9 protein-coding genes and 2 pseudogenes are annotated in these 16,736 nt (G+C 60.8%); 5 read left to right on the top strand and 6 right to left on the bottom strand.

All coding sequences use genetic code 11. The features are described from left to right. Positions 1 to 174: 174 nt before the first annotated feature. Positions 175 to 4,020 carry an ATP-dependent RNA helicase HrpA gene (gene hrpA, locus ABOC21_RS13235; protein ID WP_426815488.1) on the top strand — a complete coding sequence of 1,282 codons (3,846 nt, stop codon included), beginning with the start codon at positions 175 to 177 and terminating at the stop codon, positions 4,018 to 4,020. Between the two features lie 83 nt (positions 4,021 to 4,103). After that, the gene (locus ABOC21_RS13230) at positions 4,104 to 4,949 is read left to right on the top strand and encodes an IS5 family transposase (protein WP_426812496.1); all 846 of its coding nucleotides are present in this window, start codon (positions 4,104 to 4,106) and stop codon (positions 4,947 to 4,949) included. 763 nt (positions 4,950 to 5,712) lie between these two features. On the opposite strand, the gene ABOC21_RS13225 is transcribed toward ABOC21_RS13230, so the two are convergent. From ABOC21_RS13225 to ABOC21_RS13200, 6 genes and pseudogenes are all read right to left on the bottom strand, one after another. Further along, positions 5,713 to 6,372 carry an O-methyltransferase gene (locus tag ABOC21_RS13225; RefSeq protein ID WP_426814879.1) on the bottom strand — a complete coding sequence of 220 codons (660 nt, stop codon included), beginning with the start codon at positions 6,370 to 6,372 and terminating at the stop codon, positions 5,713 to 5,715. A 15-nt stretch (positions 6,373 to 6,387) separates the two neighbouring features. After that, positions 6,388 to 7,774 (bottom strand): annotated as a pseudogene (locus ABOC21_RS13220) (efflux transporter outer membrane subunit). After that, positions 7,771 to 8,856: an HlyD family secretion protein gene (locus tag ABOC21_RS13215; RefSeq protein WP_426814878.1), complete on the bottom strand. Its 1,086-nt coding sequence runs from the start codon at positions 8,854 to 8,856 to the stop codon at positions 7,771 to 7,773. Before ABOC21_RS13215 ends, ABOC21_RS13220 begins: the two are co-directional and overlap by 4 nt. A gap of 28 nt (positions 8,857 to 8,884) precedes the next feature. Continuing rightward, positions 8,885 to 10,538 (bottom strand): annotated as a pseudogene (locus tag ABOC21_RS13210) (MFS transporter). Beyond that, complete coding sequence (locus ABOC21_RS13205; protein WP_426814877.1) at positions 10,538 to 10,969, bottom strand: MarR family winged helix-turn-helix transcriptional regulator; 432 nt, start codon at positions 10,967 to 10,969, stop codon at positions 10,538 to 10,540. The pseudogene ABOC21_RS13210 and the gene ABOC21_RS13205 overlap by 1 nt, the downstream one beginning before the upstream one ends. 255 nt (positions 10,970 to 11,224) lie before the next feature. After that, entirely contained in the window at positions 11,225 to 12,499 is a 1,275-nt protein-coding gene (locus ABOC21_RS13200; RefSeq protein ID WP_426814876.1) for a Glu/Leu/Phe/Val family dehydrogenase, read from the bottom strand. Positions 12,500 to 13,022: 523 nt separating this feature from the next. On the opposite strand from ABOC21_RS13200, the gene ABOC21_RS13195 reads away from it, so the two are divergent. Genes ABOC21_RS13195 through astD form a run of 3 tightly spaced genes read left to right on the top strand, consistent with a single transcriptional unit; the run spans position 13,023 to position 16,720 of the window. Next, a complete protein-coding gene (locus ABOC21_RS13195; RefSeq protein WP_426814875.1) occupies positions 13,023 to 14,228 on the top strand; it encodes a bifunctional succinylornithine transaminase/acetylornithine transaminase in 1,206 nt (401 codons plus the stop codon). A gap of 18 nt (positions 14,229 to 14,246) precedes the next feature. Further along, complete coding sequence (gene astA, locus ABOC21_RS13190; protein WP_426815487.1) at positions 14,247 to 15,263, top strand: arginine N-succinyltransferase; 1,017 nt, start codon at positions 14,247 to 14,249, stop codon at positions 15,261 to 15,263. Continuing rightward, a complete protein-coding gene (astD, locus tag ABOC21_RS13185) occupies positions 15,254 to 16,720 on the top strand; it encodes a succinylglutamate-semialdehyde dehydrogenase (RefSeq protein WP_426814874.1) in 1,467 nt (488 codons plus the stop codon). Before astA ends, astD begins: the two co-directional genes overlap by 10 nt. Positions 16,721 to 16,736 lie beyond the last annotated feature (16 nt).

Genomic DNA, 16,736 nt, shown 5'->3' with positions numbered 1-16,736 from the left:
CAATAAATCGAACTCTGTATTCAGTTTTTTTGAACAAGGCATGAAATGCACAGCTGTGGTAATCTACAGCAATACTTCAAAAGAGATTTTCCCGGCAGAGCACTGCCCGATAACGCTATGACAGAACAACAAATTTTCACCTTCCCCCAGATCTTCCAGCAGCTTGACGGTCTGATGCTGCGCGACAGATCGCGCTTTTCCCGCCGTCTGCACGGAGTGAAGAAGGTTAAAAATACTGAATCCCAACAGGCTATTCTGCGCGAGATGGCGCAGGAGATTGCGGCGGCGGCAGGGAGAGTCCTGCTGCGCGAAGCGGCGCGGCCGGCGATTACCTATCCGGAAAACCTGCCGGTAAGCCAGAAAAAACAGGAGATTCTCGAAGCCGTGCGCGACCACCAGGTGGTGATCGTGGCGGGGGAGACCGGCTCCGGTAAAACCACCCAACTGCCGAAAATCTGTATGGAGCTGGGACGCGGGGTGAAAGGCTTAATCGGCCACACCCAGCCGCGTCGTCTGGCGGCGCGTACCGTGGCGAACCGCATCGCCGTGGAGCTGCAAAGCGAACCGGGCGGCTGCATTGGCTACAAGGTGCGCTTTAGCGACCACGTCAGCGACAACACCATGGTCAAGCTGATGACCGACGGTATTCTGCTGGCGGAGATCCAGCAGGACCGCCTGCTGATGCAGTACGACACCATTATTATCGATGAGGCTCACGAACGCAGCCTCAATATCGACTTCCTGCTCGGCTACCTGCGGGAGCTGCTGCCGAAGCGTCCGGATCTGAAAATCATCATCACCTCGGCGACCATCGACCCGGAACGCTTCTCGCGCCACTTTAACCATGCGCCGATTATCGAAGTCTCCGGCCGCACCTGGCCGGTCGAAGTTCGCTACCGGCCGATCGTTGAAGAGGCCGATGACACCGAGCGCGATCAGCTGCAGGCGATTTTCGACGCCGTCGATGAGCTGGGCCACGAAAGTCCCGGCGATATTCTGATTTTTATGAGCGGCGAGCGGGAAATTCGCGATACCGCCGATGCGCTCAATAAGCTCAACCTGCGGCATACCGAAGTGCTGCCGCTCTACGCCCGGCTGTCGAACAGCGAGCAGAACCGCGTCTTCCAGTCGGACAGCGGGCGGCGGATCGTGCTGGCGACCAACGTCGCGGAAACCTCGCTGACGGTGCCGGGAATTAAGTACGTTATCGATCCGGGCACCGCGCGCATCAGCCGCTACAGTTTCCGCACCAAGGTGCAGCGCCTGCCGATTGAACCCGTTTCTCAGGCCTCCGCTAACCAGCGTAAAGGCCGCTGCGGCCGCGTATCGGAAGGGATCTGTATTCGTCTCTATTCCGAAGATGATTTTCTGTCGCGCCCGGAGTTTACCGACCCGGAAATCCTGCGCACCAACCTGGCGTCGGTTATTCTGCAGATGACCGCCCTGGGGCTGGGGGATATCGCCGCCTTCCCGTTCGTTGAGGCGCCGGACAAGCGTAACATCCAGGACGGCGTGCGCCTGCTGGAGGAGCTCGGGGCGATTACCACCGACGAGCAGCTGACCGCCTATAAGCTGACGCCGATGGGCCGCCAGCTCAGCCAACTGCCGGTTGACCCGCGGCTGGCGCGGATGGTGCTGGAAGCGCAAAAGCACGGCTGCGTACGCGAGGCGATGATCATCACCTCGGCGCTGTCGATTCAGGACCCGCGTGAGCGGCCGATGGACAAGCAGCAGGCCTCCGATGAGAAGCACCGCCGTTTCCACGATAAAGAATCGGATTTTCTCGCCTTCGTCAACTTATGGAACTACCTCGGCGAGCAGCAGAAGGCGCTGTCGTCGAACCAGTTCCGCCGCCAGTGCCGCGTCGATTTTCTTAACTACCTCCGGGTGCGCGAGTGGCAGGATATCTACACCCAGCTGCGCCAGGTGGTGAAAGAGCTGGGCCTGCCGGTAAATAGCGAGCCGGCGGAGTACCGCGAAATTCACACCGCGCTGCTGACCGGGCTGCTGTCGCATATCGGCATGAAGGATACCGACAAGCAGGAGTTTACCGGCGCGCGTAACGCCCGCTTCTCGATCTTCCCGGGCTCCGGGCTGTTTAAGAAGCCGCCGAAGTGGACCATGGTGGCCGAGCTGGTGGAAACCAGCCGCCTGTGGGGACGCATCGCCGCGCGCATCGACCCGGAGTGGGTGGAGCCGGTGGCGCAGCATCTGATTAAGCGCTCATACAGCGAACCGCACTGGGAACGGGCGCAGGGGGCGGTGATGGCGACGGAGAAAGTAACCGTCTACGGCCTGCCGATCGTCGCCGCCCGCAAGGTGAACTACAGCCAGATTGACCCGGTGCTGTGCCGCGAGCTGTTTATCCGCCACGCGCTGGTGGAGGGCGACTGGCAGACCCGACACGCCTTCTTCCGCGACAACCTCAGGCTGCGCACGGAAATCGAAGAGCTGGAGCACAAATCGCGCCGCCGCGACATTCTGGTCGACGACGAGACGCTGTTTGAGTTTTACGATCGACGCATCGGCCATGACGTCATCTCGGCGCGCCACTTCGACAACTGGTGGAAGCAGGCCAGCCGCGAGACCCCGGATCTGCTCAACTTCGAAAAGAGCATGCTGATTAAAGAGGGGGCGGAGCAGGTCAGCAAGCTGGACTACCCGAACTTCTGGCACCAGGGCAGCCTCAAGCTGCGTCTGACCTATCAGTTCGAACCGGGCGCCGACGCCGATGGGGTGACGGTGCATATTCCGCTGCCGCTGCTCAACCAGGTGGATGAGGCCGGCTTCGAATGGCAAATCCCCGGCCTGCGTCGGGAGCTGATTATCGCCCTGATTAAGTCGCTGCCGAAACCGGTGCGGCGCAACTTCGTGCCGGCGCCGAACTACGCCGAAGCCTTTTTAGGCCGCGCGACGCCGCTGGAGCTGCCGCTGCTGGATTCGCTGGAGCGCGAGCTGCGGCGGATGAGCGGGGTGACCATCGACCGCGAGGCCTGGCAGTGGGATCAGGTGCCCGATCACCTGAAAATCACCTTCCGGGTGGTGGATGATAAGAACAAGAAGCTCGCCGAGAGCCGCTCGCTGCAGGAGTTAAAGGAGGCGCTGAAGGGCAAGGTGCAGGAGACGCTCTCCGCGGTGGCTGATGACGGTATCGAGCAGAGCGGGCTGCATATCTGGAGCTTCGGCACCCTGGCGGAAAGCTACGAACAAAAGCGCGGCAACTACCGGGTTAAAGCCTGGCCGGCGCTGGTGGATGAACGTGACAGCGTGGCGATTAAGCTGTTCGATAATCCGCTCGAACAGCAGCAGGCGATGTGGCGCGGCCTGCGGCGTCTGCTGCTGCTGAACATTCCGTCGCCGATTAAATATCTGCACGAGAAGCTGCCGAATAAAGCCAAGCTGGGGCTCTATTTTAACCCCTACGGCAAGGTGCTGGATCTGATTGACGACTGCATCTCCTGCGGCGTCGATAAGCTTATCGATGAGGCCGGCGGGCCGGTATGGACCGAAGAGGGCTTTGTGCAGCTGCACGAGAAGGTGCGCGCCGAACTCAACGATACGGTGGTGGAGATTGCCAAACAGGTTGAGCAGATCCTTACCGCGGTGTTCAACGTCAATAAGCGGCTGAAAGGGCGCGTGGATATGAGCATGGCGCTGGGGCTGTCGGATATCAAAGGGCAGATGAGCGGCCTGGTTTATCGCGGCTTCGTCACCGGCAACGGCTTCCGCCGGCTGGGCGATACCCTGCGCTATCTGCAGGCGATTGAAAAGCGGCTGGAGAAGATGGCGGTCGATCCGCACCGCGATCGCGCGCAGATGCTGAAGGTTGAGAGCATTCAGCAGGCGTGGCAGCAGTGGCTGAATAAGCTGCCGCCAGCCCGTCGTGACGACGAGGATGTGCAGGCGATCCGCTGGATGATCGAGGAGCTGCGCGTCAGCTTCTTCGCCCAGCAGCTGGGTACTCCGTACCCGATTTCCGATAAGCGGATCCTGCAGGCGATGGAGCAGATCGCCGCCTGATCGACCGGCTGATTGTCGTTTTAGGCTGTGTCCCGTAATCACCTGAGCTATAGTAACTGTCTGTTTCCACAACATATTAAACTATGGCTCGCTACGACATTCCCGATGAAGCATGGACTATCATCCAACCCTTTCTGCCAGCAGCGTCTGCCTCTCCACAGGCCGGGCGTCCGTGGGCGGAGCATCGTATGATCATCAACGGCATGTTCTGGGTGCTGTGTTCAGGTGCACCATGGCGTGATTTACCTGAACGGTACGGCCCATGGAAGACCGTTTATAACCGCTTTAACCGATGGTCAAAATCGGGTGTGATTAACATTATTTTCAACAAGTTACTTTCAGACTCTGGATGCACATGGCCTCGTGGACTGGTCGGCCACTGCACTGGATGGCAGCAATATCCGGGCGCTGAAATGTGCTGCCGGTGCGCAAAAAAACAACCCGATATCACCGGAGATAATGGGCTGGGTCGCTCTCGCGGTGGTTTTGGCACCAAAATTCATCTGGCGACAGACGGAAGTGGTCTGCCGTTAAACATCGTACTGAGTCCCGGTCAGGCTCACGAAAGCCAGTTTGCACAACGTCTTCTGGACGGTATCGGTGTTCAGCGCCAGAACGGAAGTATCAAGCGCCGTGGTCATGCAGTACTGGCTGATAAAGCCTACTCCGGACATGCGTTACGTAACGAACTGAAAAGAAGAGGGATAAAAGTTGTCATCCCGCGTAAATCCAATGAAAAAATGGCCACAGATGGTCGTTCACCACTCGATCGTGAAGCCTACCGCAATCGCAATGTTGTTGAGAGGTGCTTTGGTCGCCTGAAAGAATACCGCCGCATTGCCACACGTTACGACAAAACGGCGAGGAATTATCTGGCGATGGTGAAACTGGGTTGCATCCGATTGTTTTACAAGAGGTTATGTAATTAAGGGACACAGCCTAGGGTGGTTTGGGCGAAGGCGTGTTTTCTTAGCTTGTTCTGTGAAATGTTCGGTGGAATGTTCCGTTCACTATCGGTTCTGCATACTTCTGTTTCCTGCGGCATAGGTGAACGGCCCTGGGGACCCGGCATCCCGGCGAGAAAAATCGTCGCTGCGCGATACCTTCGTCTCCGCCGTCTGGCTTTTCGGGGACGGCAAGAGGTAACTTCCCTGTAAGGCTTGCCTCCGCCAGCATCCATGCTGGCGGCCCAGGCCAGCCGCCTGCGCCTCAGCGATTTTTAGCCGGCCCAACCCCCCTGCTACATGTCCCGATGCCTCATGGCTGCATAGTCATTGCTGAAAAAGCCTTCAGCAATGATTTGGCTACTGGTATTTACGGGCTGACAGCGAGGGGGTTAAGGCGCATCAAGAAAACTGGCGGGAACGCAGGCGCGCATCCAGGACTGGCCGCCAGGACGGCGGCCAGAGAGGCAGGTCGAGACAGGGACGTCGAGTCCTGCCCGGTCCGCCAGATGAAGCCGGAGTGGAGCGTACCGCGCAGCGGCAGTTTTCAGCGCCATGCCGGGGGCCACGGGGGGCGAGCGAAACGCCCCCGTGCCGTTCACACGTAGCGGGTGTGAGAAAAGCGTCGGATTCAACGTGAACGGAACATTCCACGGAAATGAACGAAATATTCCGCGGAGGTTAATGAGAGAAATTTCTCTCAGCGAGCTGCCACGTTAATCGGCTGGGGCCGCTGCCGATAGCGGGGCTACCCGTTGACCCACGCCAGCGTAAACCCATCCCAGCCCTTGCTGCCCACCGTCTGCAGCGCCGTCACCGTCAGGCGCGGGTCGCTGCCCATCATCTCAATAAACCGCCGCACGCCCTGGACTCGCTCATCGGCGCTGTGCGGATTGGTCACTTCCCCATCCCGCACCACGTTATCGCCGATAATCAGCGTTCCCGGGCGGGAGTAGCGCAGCGCCCACTGCAGATAGTGCGGGTTGTTGGGCTTATCGGCATCGATAAAAATCAGATCAAACGCGGGACGATCGCCGAGGTTCTCAAGGGTTGCCAGCGCCGGACCTTCGCGCAGCGTGACCCGATCGCCCACGCCCGCCAGCTGAAGATTCTGCCGCGCGATCTGCGCATGGTGCGGGTCGGCTTCCAGGGTCAGCAGCTCGCCGTCCGGCGGCAGCTCGCGCGCCATCCAGATGGTGCTATAGCCGCCGAGCGTGCCGATCTCCAGCACCCGCCGGGCGCGGGTGATGCGCACCAGCAGCGCCAGAAACTGGCCCTGGTTGGCGGCTACGTCGTGGGCCGGAAGGCCGGCGCGCTGGTTATTCTCCAACACCTGCTGCAAGAGCGGGTCGGACGGGATCAGTGATTCAACAAGATAACTATCTACAGCAGACCATTGTTGTTGCATGCACAATTTCCTGTATTACATCCCTGATGAATCAGACCAGCCGCCTCCCAGCGCCCGATATAAATCAACCTGGGCCAGCAGCAGATTATTTTGCACCTGCACGACGCTGATTTGCGTCGAGAACAGGGTGCGCTGGGCATCCAGAACCTCGAGATAAGAGGAGTAGCCGTTACGATAGCGGTTGCCGGCAATCCGCAGCGTCTCCTGCGCCACCGCCTCCTGCTCCTGCAGCTCCGCGAGCTGCTCGCCATAGCGGGTGATGGCGTCCAGGCTATCGTTGACCTCGCGAAACGCGCCGCGCACCGTTTTCTCATAGCCGTACAGCGCCTGGTTACGCTGGGCCATCGACACGTCGACCTGGGCGTTCAGCGCCTGGCGGTTGAGCAGCGGGGCGAGAATACTGCCGCCGATGCTCCACAGCCGCAGCGGATTATCGAGCAGATCCGGCAGCGTACGGTCCTGCATGCTGCCGGTGGCGGTCAAATTGATCGCCGGCAGCAGCCGGGCCCGGGAAGAGGCAAGGGTGGCGTCGGCGGCGAGCAGCTGGCGCTGGGCCTGCGCGATATCCGGTCGGCGGTTCAGCAGGCTGGAGGGCAGTTGCGATGGCAGCGCCAGCGGCGTCAGACGGGCAAACTCCTGACGGCGGATGGTCTGCGGATTATTGCCGATCAGCACGCTGAGGGCGTTCTCCTGCTGGGCAATTTGATGCTCCAGCAGCGGGATCTGCGCCCGGGTAGAGCGCAGCTCCGAATCGGCCTGCATCAGCTCGAGGCGCGAGGTATAGCCGGTCTCAAACTGGCGCTTCGCCATGCTGTAGGCGTCTTCGCGGGATTTCAGCGTCTGCCGGGTGACCCGCAGCTGCTCGTCGAGCGAGAGCAGCGTCAGGTAGCCGACGGCTACCGAGGAGGCGACGGTCAGATCGGCGGCAGCGGCGGCGGCCTTCTGCGCCTCAAGGCTGGCCTCGGCGGCATCGGCGGCGCTGCGGTTGGCACCCCAGATATCGACGTCATAGCTGGCGGTCAGCCCGCCTTTATAGAGAGTGCTGTGAACGGGCAGGCCGGTGGCGGCGGACTGCGCGCGGGTGCGGCTGCCGGTCAGCGAGGCGTCAAGGGTCGGAAACAGGCTGCCATCGGCGGCATAGGCCCGCGCCCGGTATTCATTCACCCGCTCGCGGGCGATCAGCACATCGCTGTTATAGCGCAGCGCCTGTTCCACGTACTGATTGAGTCTGGCTGTCGTGAAAATTGCGCCACCACACCCCTTCAAGCGGGCTGGCGGGGCCGATATCGGCGCGCCAGGCGGCGGGGATCTGCAGCGACGGCGCGGCAGGCGGCACATCTGCCGACCGGCAGCCGGCCAGCGCGACGCCGAGCGCCAGCGCAAGGGAGATCCGGCGCATCATGGCTTCTCTCCCTCATGCGTATCGATGGTGACCTGTACCGACATGCCGGGGCGCAGATGCTGGCTATTCCTCTGCCCCTCATCGACCGCGATGCGCACCGGAATTCGCTGGGCAATTTTGACAAAGTTGCCGGTGGCGTTGTCCGGCGAAATGGCGCTGAATTCAACCCCTGTCGCCGGGGAGATGTTCTGGACGACGCCGCTGAACTTCTCCCCGCTGAGCGCATCGACGCTAAAGGTCGCGGCCTGGCCAATGCGAATGTGCGCCAGCTGGGTCTCTTTCATATTGGCGATCACCCAGTGCTGCGGCGGCACCAGCGACGTCAGGTGAGTACCGGCGCTGACGTAGGCGCCGAGACGCACGGAGATCTGCCCCAGCTGTCCGCCGGTTGGCGCGACGATCCGCGTGTTCTGCAGATCGATATCCGCCAGCTCCAGCGCGGCTTTGGCGCTGGCGACGTCGGCTTCCAGCGCGTCGCGGTTGACGATGGTGGATTGCAGATCCTGACGCGACATTTCCAGCGTGGCTTTCGCCTGTTCAATATCGGCGATGCCCTGCGCGGCGCTGGCTCTTGCCGAGTCGCGCTCGCGAATTGACAGTGAACCGTCGGCGGTCAAATCCTGCACCCGCTTTAAGTCGGCCTGGGTTTTCTGATTCTGCGCGCGGGCGTTTTGCAGCGCGGCCTCATTGCGGGCAATCACCGCCTGGGCGCTTCGGCGCTGCTGTTGATTATTTTTCAGCGCCGACTCCTTCATCGCCAGGGTCGCCTGCGCCTGGTGGACGCGCTGCCGGTAGATCCGGTCGTCAATCTGGAACAGCGTTTCTCCGGGCTGGACCTCGGCAAAATCCTGGACGTTGACGGCGGTGATATAGCCGCTGACCTGCGGGCTGATAAAGGTGGTCTGTCCGCGCACGTAGGCGTTATCGGTAAACTGGCTGTGGCGGGTAAACGGCGGCAGCTGCCACGCGTACAGAATCACCAGCACCCCAACCAGGCCAACGGCGGCGGCGCTGAAAATAGAGACTACGCGGATATTATTGCGGGTATTGGCCTGTTGCCTGGCGGCATCCTGCTGACTCATAACGACTCCAGAGTAAAAATTATCTTTGTTATTTGCTTCCCGTCGCGCGTTTCAGCGCAATGCGAGCGGTAATACGCAGCCTTATCAGGCGCCAGAACACCCAGATCACCGTGGCGGCGGAAATCATCGCCGTCAGCAGGTAGGTGTCATTGTAGGCGAGAATATTGGCCTGCAGCGTGGAGGCGTTCTGCAGGAGCGTACTGGCCTGCACGCTCAGCAGCGCGTTGTCGCCAATCTGGCTCTGATACATCTGGCTATATTGCTGCAGGCGCTCGGCAACCAACGGATTGAGCGTGGTTATCTGGTCGGCGAGCTGGCTGGAGTGAAACTTTTCCCGCCAGGTCTGAAAGGTGCCGAGGATCGCCGAGCCCAGCAGGCCGCCGATGTTCTGGCTCATGCCGAACAGCACCGAGAAGCTCACCAGGTTGCGCTGGTCGGCAATTACCCCGCCGATCCCGGCCAGCATCGCCGGCGCCAGGAAGAACGCGCTGCCAAAGCCGAGCAGGAACTGGCTGAACATCAGACTGTTCGGGACGCGTCAGGATGGTCGACTGGCTGTCGAGCAGCGAGGCGATCATGATCAGCGCCAGGGCGGTGGCGGTGGGCCAGTAAAGCCGCTGCGGGTTCAGCGTCAGGCAGCTGGCGATAATTCCGCAGAGGATCCCGGCGAAAATCGACCACGCCAGCTGGGTCATCTGCTCGTTCTGTAACCCGACGTACTGCAGCCAGCCGATAACCCCGGTGTTTTGCTCCGCCAGCACGATCCGCATCAGCAGCATAATTAACCCCAGCCGCAGGATACTGCCGCTGGAGAGCCAGTGGATGTTGAGCAGCGGGTTGCTGCGGCCGTTCTCAAAGGCGATGGCCGACACAATCAGCACCACCGCCCCCGCCAGCGCCCAGCCGATCCACGGGGCTTCAAACCACCAGTCAAGGCGACCCAGCGAGAGGACGGCGCAGATCAGCGCCATGCCGGGTGCCAGCAGAATAAAGGTAATAAAGTCCTTTTTCTCGAACACCTTCTTCCGATCGCTGGGGGGCAGCTTGAGCACCATCACGCAGGCGAGCGAGACCAGCGCCAGCCCCAGTTCAAAAAAGTAGAGGCCGCGCCATTCGTCAAGCTGCAGCAGCTCCGTTGAGAAGAGGCGGGCGAGGGGGATAGCCAGCGAGGAGCCGGTGATCCCGATAGTCAGCGCCTTCAGGCGGTGGCGGGCGGGCCACGCCTGCACCTGATAATAAATGCCCAGCGAGCTGAGCGCCGCCGCCACCATGCCGTGCGCGGCGCGAACCATCATGGCCGAGCTGAGATCGTTGACGAAGAGGTGGAAAAAGGTCACCAGCACGTACAGAACCAGAAAGCCTTCGGTAAAGGCGCGCAGGCCGAACTGCTGGCGGAATTTGACCAGCAGCAGGTTGATCGAGACGTTGGTCATGACGTAGACCGCCGGCAGCCAGGCGATCTCCGTCGACCAGGCGGCGAAGGTTCCCTGCAGATTTTGCAGGTTGGCGGTGACCACCGCGTTGCCCAGCGCGCCGGTCAGGCAGACCAGCAGCCCGACAATGCCGTAGGCGATACGTTTTGGCGTCGGGTGGATCGGCGTCGAGGGCGATCCCAGGATCGCTGGCTTTTCATGCGGCGCCCAGTCGTGGGGCACGTAGGGATTTTCGGGACGGCGAGGCATTACTTTTTCTCCACCTCGCGCAGCAGTTTTTCCAGCACCAGGTGGGTTTGCTGCCGCTCTTCGGGGCTGATGGCGCTTAAGATCTCTTCGCGTAAATCATCGGCCACCGTTTTGACCTGCTGATAGAGCGCAAGGCCTTTATCGGTGGCAACCAGCAGGCGCTTGCGCCGGTCGCTGTCGGTTTTGACGCGTTCCACCAGCGCTAACTCCACCAGCCGGTTGATCAGCGGGACGATGGTGGCGCTCTCCACGCCCAGCTCCTGGGCCAGTTCGCTTTGCGACAGCGGCTGCTGGTTGCGGGCAATCGCCGAGACGGCGACCCAGCTGGCCTGGCTCATGCCGAGGTCCTTGAGGCGGCGGTTGACCGCCAGCCGCCAGTGATGGGCGGTGAGGTACAGTAAATGGGAAAAGGTAAGCTGTCGGTTATCCATAGTTTTCTGCAAAGTCATTAGAGCCTCTAATGAGTTTATGCCCGACGGATTGACGAATTCAAGGTGAAATAAAATAATTGTTAATGGATTGTACGTAAAATGTACGGCGGCGGTGAATATGCGCACAACCCCCGCGCTGCCGGTCTTCAATCGGCAGGAGGCTGCGTTAGCGCGGAAAATAATAAAAGCGGGCGGTGAAAGGGCAAAAAAAGCCCGGGCCAGGGCCCGGGCGGTTGTGGCGATCGTCGTCGAACCTTAGCCCGGATAGATCCCGCGATCTTTACGCGCCATCAGAATACGCTCACAGGCGACGATATAGGCCGCGGTGCGCAGAGAGCACTCTTTCTCGGCGGCTTTCTCGCAGACGTGGACGATCGCATCGGTCATGATGCGGTCCATTTTGGCGTTGATCTCCTCTTCGCTCCAGAAGAAGCTCGCCATATCCTGCACCCACTCGAAGTAGCTGACGGTTACGCCGCCGGCGTTGCAGATAACGTCCGGCACCACGATCACGCCGCGCTCGGCCAGCACGTCGTCGGCTTCCGGATAGGTCGGGCCGTTAGCGCCTTCCAGCACCAGCTTGCAGCTGATTTTTTCCGCGCGCTCGCGGGTGATCTGCCCCTCCAGCGCCGCCGGGATCAGAATATCCATCGGCGTGGTCCAGAACGCTTCTTTGTCGATTTCGCGGGCGCCAGGGAAGCCGGCAATCTGCTTCTTCTCCGCCTGCCATGCGGTCAGGGCGGCCATATCGATCCCGCCTTCGTTGAACAGCGTCGCGGTGTGATCCTGAATCACCACCACGCGAGCGCCAACCTCGGAGAACAGGCGTGCCGCTTCGCTACCGACGTTACCAAAGCCCTGCAGCGCGACCTTCGCGCCCTCAATTTCAATCCCGAAGCGGCCAGCCACTTCGCGACCGGTGATAAATACGCCGCGGCCGGTGGCCTTTTCACGACCCAGAGAACCGCCGAGGTGGATTGGCTTACCGGTGACTACGCCGGTGACGGTGGTGCCATGGTTCATGGAGTAGGTATCCATCATCCACGCCATCACTTTGCCGTTGGTGCCGACGTCCGGCGCCGGAATATCTTTTTGCGGCCCGATGATAAGGCCGATTTCGCTGGTATAGCGGCGGGTCAGACGCTCCAGTTCGCCTTCCGACAGGCTGAACGGGTCGACGCGAACCCCGCCCTTAGCGCCGCCGTAGGGAATATTGACTGCGGCGCACTTAATGGTCATCCAGGCAGAAAGCGCCATCACTTCGTTCAGGTCAACGTCCGGATGGTAGCGAACACCACCTTTACCCGGTCCACGCGAAAGATTGTGCTGTACGCGATAGCCTTCGAAGTGACGGATGGTGCCGTCATCCATCTGCACCGGAATGTCGACGATCAGCGCACGCTTCGGGTGGCGCAGGGTTTCCACCCAGTAGGCCAGATCGCCCAGATAGGGCGCTACGCGGTCGATCTGACGCAGATAGGTTGTCCAGGGAGATGCACTACTTTCAGATGCGTAAGATAACTTTTCCATAAGAGTCCTGTTCTCAATGTTATTTATGTCGTGTGAAACCGTGGAATGGCTACAGCAGTAAACTCTGTGTGATGAATATTATCACCAATTTTATAAAGCAGTATTTGACGGCTGCTGCGAATTTTAAATTTTTGTTAGAAATTTTATTTTCAAGTGAATAACTAAGCACTGAAAACTCGCCTCGTGCAATGCATTAATATGCATAATTTATGCAATATAGTGAATATAAAAATAAATTATCTATACTTTTCATTATCTTGATGGTCATCAAAAAGTGAATAAATGCTGGTCTGCCGTATTGACTTTGCTGCACGACAGGCCCCAGCATGAGAGCACGCAGTACACAAGATATTAACCATGGTTTAACAATTACCCCTGAATTGATAGGGCTTATTTCCTGCGCTGAATTTAACTTCCTCGCCAAGGATCCGCGCGTAATACAACGGCGCGCGGCAATTGTTAATTGCAAATATCCACGACTGACAAATTTAATTATTGTCAACCATTGTTCCGGAGAAGCGTTATGTCAGGCAGTATTACTCGCGAAGATTTTGATTCTTATATGGTTCCCTGCTTTGCTCCCGCCCCGTTTATTCCGCTAAAGGCGGCGGGTTCGCGGGTATGGGATCGGCAGGGTAAAGAGTACATCGACCTGGCGGGCGGTATCGCCGTTAACTCTCTTGGCCACTGCAATCCGGCGCTGGCGGCGGCGCTGAAAGAGCAGCTCGACTGCCTGTGGCACATTGGCAACGGCTATACCAACGAGCCGGTGCTGCAGCTGGCTAAAACCCTGGTTAACGCCACCTTTGCCGACAAGGTTTTCTTCTGCAACTCCGGGGCGGAAGCCAACGAAGCGGCGCTGAAGCTGGCGCGCAAATATGCGCACGATAAGTTTGGCGCCGATAAAAGCGAAATTATTGCCTTCAACAACGCCTTCCACGGCCGCACGTTGTTCACCGTATCGGTGGGGGGACAGCCGAAATACTCCTGCGATTACGCGCCGCTGCCGCCGGATATTACCCATCTGCCGTATAACGATATCGCGGCGCTCACCGCCGCCATCTCAGCGCGAACCTGCGCGGTGATCGTTGAGCCGATTATCGGCGAGGGCGGCGTGGTTCCGGCCGATCCGGCATTCCTGCGGACGCTGCGGGAGCTGTGCGACCAGCATGACGTCACGCTGATTTTTGACGAAGTTCAGACCGGCGCCGGGCGGACCGGCGCGCTCTACGCCTACCAGCACTACAACGTGGTCCCGGACATTCTGACCAGCGCCAAAGGGCTGGGCGGCGGCTTCCCGATTGGCGCCATGCTGGTGAAAGATGCATGGGCGCAGGTTTTCCAGCCGGGCAGCCACGGCACCACTTTCGGCGGCAATCCGCTGGCGGCTACGGCGGCCAACGGCGTTCTGGCGCAGCTGGATGAGGCGCTGCTGGCCGGGGTCGGCGAGCGCCACGACGCTATCGTCGCCGGGCTGAATGCGCTGAACGCGAAATACGATCTCTTCAGCGCGGTGCGCGGCGTCGGGCTGCTGATTGGCGCCGAGCTGGCGAGCCGCCTGCGCGGCCAGGCCAAAGCGCTGACCAACCTCGCGGCGCAGGAGGGACTGATCGCCCTGATTGCCGGACCTGACGTCCTGCGCTTTGCCCCTGCGCTCAATATTCCGCTGGCGGACATTGAGGAGGCCTTCGTGCGTCTCGATCGCGCCGTCGCCCGCCTGACGCGCTAATCCGGGAGACGGTTTATGATGCTATTTCGTCCCGTCAGGGAAAACGATCTCGACGACATCATCCGCCTCGCCTCCCGGGCGGGGGTCGGCATGACGTCGTTACCCAACGATCCCGCGCGCCTGGCCGCGCGGATCCAGCGCAGCGTCGACACCTTCGCCGGCAGGCTGCCCCGCGGCCAGCAGGGCTTCCTGTTTGTACTGGAGGATACCGAGCTGTCGCGGGCGGTGGGCGTCAGCGCCATTGAGGTGGCGGTGGGGCTCGACGAACCCTTTTACAATTTCCGCCTGCAGCGCACGGTTCGCGCTTCGAAGGAGTTGGGGGTCTATAAAAATCAGGAGCTGCTGAACCTCAGCTACGATCACACCGGCCATAGCGAGCTCTGCACCCTGTTCCTCGACCCGGAGTACCAAAAAAACCGTAACGGCCTGTTCCTCTCCAAAGCGCGGTTTTTATTTATCGCCGCCTTCCGGGAGCTGTTTTCGCCGCATCTGTTCGCCGAGCTGCGCGGACGCAGCGATGAGCACGGTAATTCACCGTTCTGGGATGCGCTGGGTCACCACTTCTTCGATATTCCGTTTGCCGACGCCGACCGGCTGACCGGCACCGGCATGAAAACCTTTATTGCCGAGCTGATGCCGGCGTATCCGATTTACGTCTCGCTGCTGCCGGAAAACGCCCGCCAGGCGATTGGCGAGGTGCATGCCAATACCTCGCCGGCGCGGGCGATCCTCGAAAAAGAGGGCTTCAGCTGGCGCGGGTCGGTGGATATTTTCGACGCCGGCCCGGTGCTGGAGGCGCAAACCGACAGTATCAGAGCGATCGGCGAGAGCCGGTTTATCCCGGCCATGCACGTCATGGCGCAGCGGGCGGCGCCGATCATCGTCGCCAATAACCAGTTTGAACAGTTCCGCGCGGTGCTGCTGACCCCGGAAGAGAACAACGAACGCGCCGCGCTGGACGCCCTCGAGGTTAGCGAGACTGACCGGGTTCATGCGGTAACACTTAATCCGGAGAGCAGAACATCATGGCAATAAACGCACATTTTATCGCAGGCGAGTGGCGGCAGGGTTCGGGGGCGCCGTTAACCAAGCTGGCGCCGGAGAACCAGGCGCCGCTGTGGCAGGCGGCCGGCGCGGGAGCGGCGGAGGTACAGGCCGCCTGCGCGGCGGCGCGCGGCGTCTTTTATGACTGGTCCCATCTTGCGCTGGCGGAGCGTATTGCCTGCGTGCAGCGCTTTGCCGCGCTGCTTGATGCGCATAAAGAGGCCCTGGCGGCGCTGATTTCCCGTGAAACCAGCAAACCGCTGTGGGAAACCCGCACCGAGGTGCAGGCGATGATCGGCAAAGCGGCGATCTCCATTGACGCCTACGCCGAGCGCACCGGCGATCGCGAATCGGCGATGCCGGACGGCAAAGCGCTGCTGCGGCACAAGCCGCACGGGGTGATGGCGGTCTTCGGTCCGTACAACTTCCCCGGCCATTTGCCGAACGGTCATATTATTCCGGCGCTGATCGCCGGCAACACCGTGGTCTTTAAGCCCAGTGAGCTGACGCCGGCGACCGCCGAGCTGACCGTGCAGCTGTGGCAGCAGGCCGGGATCCCGGCAGGGGTTATCAACCTGATTCAGGGCGGCAAAGAGACCGGCCAGGCGCTGCTGGAAAACCGCGATATCGACGGGGTGCTGTTTACCGGCAGCGCGTCAACCGGCTTCCACTTCCACCGCTATCTCGGCGGCCAGCCGGAGAAGATGCTGGCGCTGGAGATGGGCGGCAACAACGCGCTGATCGTCGCCGATGCGGCTGATATCGACGCGGCGCTGCACGTGATTATCCAGTCGGCGTTTATCTCCGCCGGGCAGCGCTGCACCTGCGCCCGTCGGCTGGTGGTTAAACGCGGGGAGCAGGGCGACGCGCTGCTGCAGCGGCTGGCCGCCGCCAGCGCCAGCATTCGCGCCGGCCGCTGGGATGCCGAACCGCAGCCGTTTATGGGCGGCGTTATCTCGCTGCAGGCGGCGCAGGGGATGCTGGCGGCGCAGGACAAGCTCGAACGCCTCGGCGGCAAGGTGCTGCTGCGTATGACCCAGCCGGACCCCAACTCCACGCTGCTCACCCCGGGGATTATCGATGTTACCGGGATCGACGTGCCTGACGAAGAGTATTTCGGCCCGCTGCTGACGGTGGTGCGCTACGAGCAGTTTGATGAGGCGATCCGCATCGCCAACAACACCCGCTACGGGCTGGCGGCGGGGCTGATCTCCGCCGATCCGGCGCTGTTCGCCAGGTTCGCCGACGAGGCGCGCGCCGGGATCGTCAACTGGAACAAGCCGCTGACCGGCGCCTCCAGCAAAGCGCCGTTTGGCGGCGTGGGCGCCTCCGGCAACCACCGCGCGTCGGCGTGGTACGCGGCGGACTACTGCGCATGGCCGATGGCCTCGCTGATTAGCGAAACGCTGACGCTGCCGGCGGCGACGTCGCCCGGCCTGCCATTCTGACAACGGATTCTGTGAG

It is taken from the genome of Klebsiella sp. WOUb02 (assembly GCF_050058015.1).
In the GTDB taxonomy this organism is placed as follows: Bacteria; Pseudomonadota; Gammaproteobacteria; order Enterobacterales; family Enterobacteriaceae; genus Klebsiella.
Note: the sequence above shows the minus strand (reverse complement) of the source record. Positions and strands in the feature narration are given on the sequence as shown.

Coding starts and splice junctions, on each gene's coding strand:
- hrpA (WP_426815488.1), top strand. CDS start 175: ATGCTGCGCGACAGATCGCGCTTTTCCCGCCGTCTGCACGGAGTGAAG.
- ABOC21_RS13230 (WP_426812496.1), top strand. CDS start 4,104: ATGGCTCGCTACGACATTCCCGATGAAGCATGGACTATCATCCAACCC.
- ABOC21_RS13225 (WP_426814879.1), bottom strand. CDS start 6,372: ATGCAACAACAATGGTCTGCTGTAGATAGTTATCTTGTTGAATCACTG.
- ABOC21_RS13215 (WP_426814878.1), bottom strand. CDS start 8,856: ATGAGTCAGCAGGATGCCGCCAGGCAACAGGCCAATACCCGCAATAAT.
- ABOC21_RS13205 (WP_426814877.1), bottom strand. CDS start 10,969: ATGGATAACCGACAGCTTACCTTTTCCCATTTACTGTACCTCACCGCC.
- ABOC21_RS13200 (WP_426814876.1), bottom strand. CDS start 12,499: ATGGAAAAGTTATCTTACGCATCTGAAAGTAGTGCATCTCCCTGGACA.
- ABOC21_RS13195 (WP_426814875.1), top strand. CDS start 13,023: ATGTCAGGCAGTATTACTCGCGAAGATTTTGATTCTTATATGGTTCCC.
- astA (WP_426815487.1), top strand. CDS start 14,247: ATGCTATTTCGTCCCGTCAGGGAAAACGATCTCGACGACATCATCCGC.
- astD (WP_426814874.1), top strand. CDS start 15,254: ATGGCAATAAACGCACATTTTATCGCAGGCGAGTGGCGGCAGGGTTCG.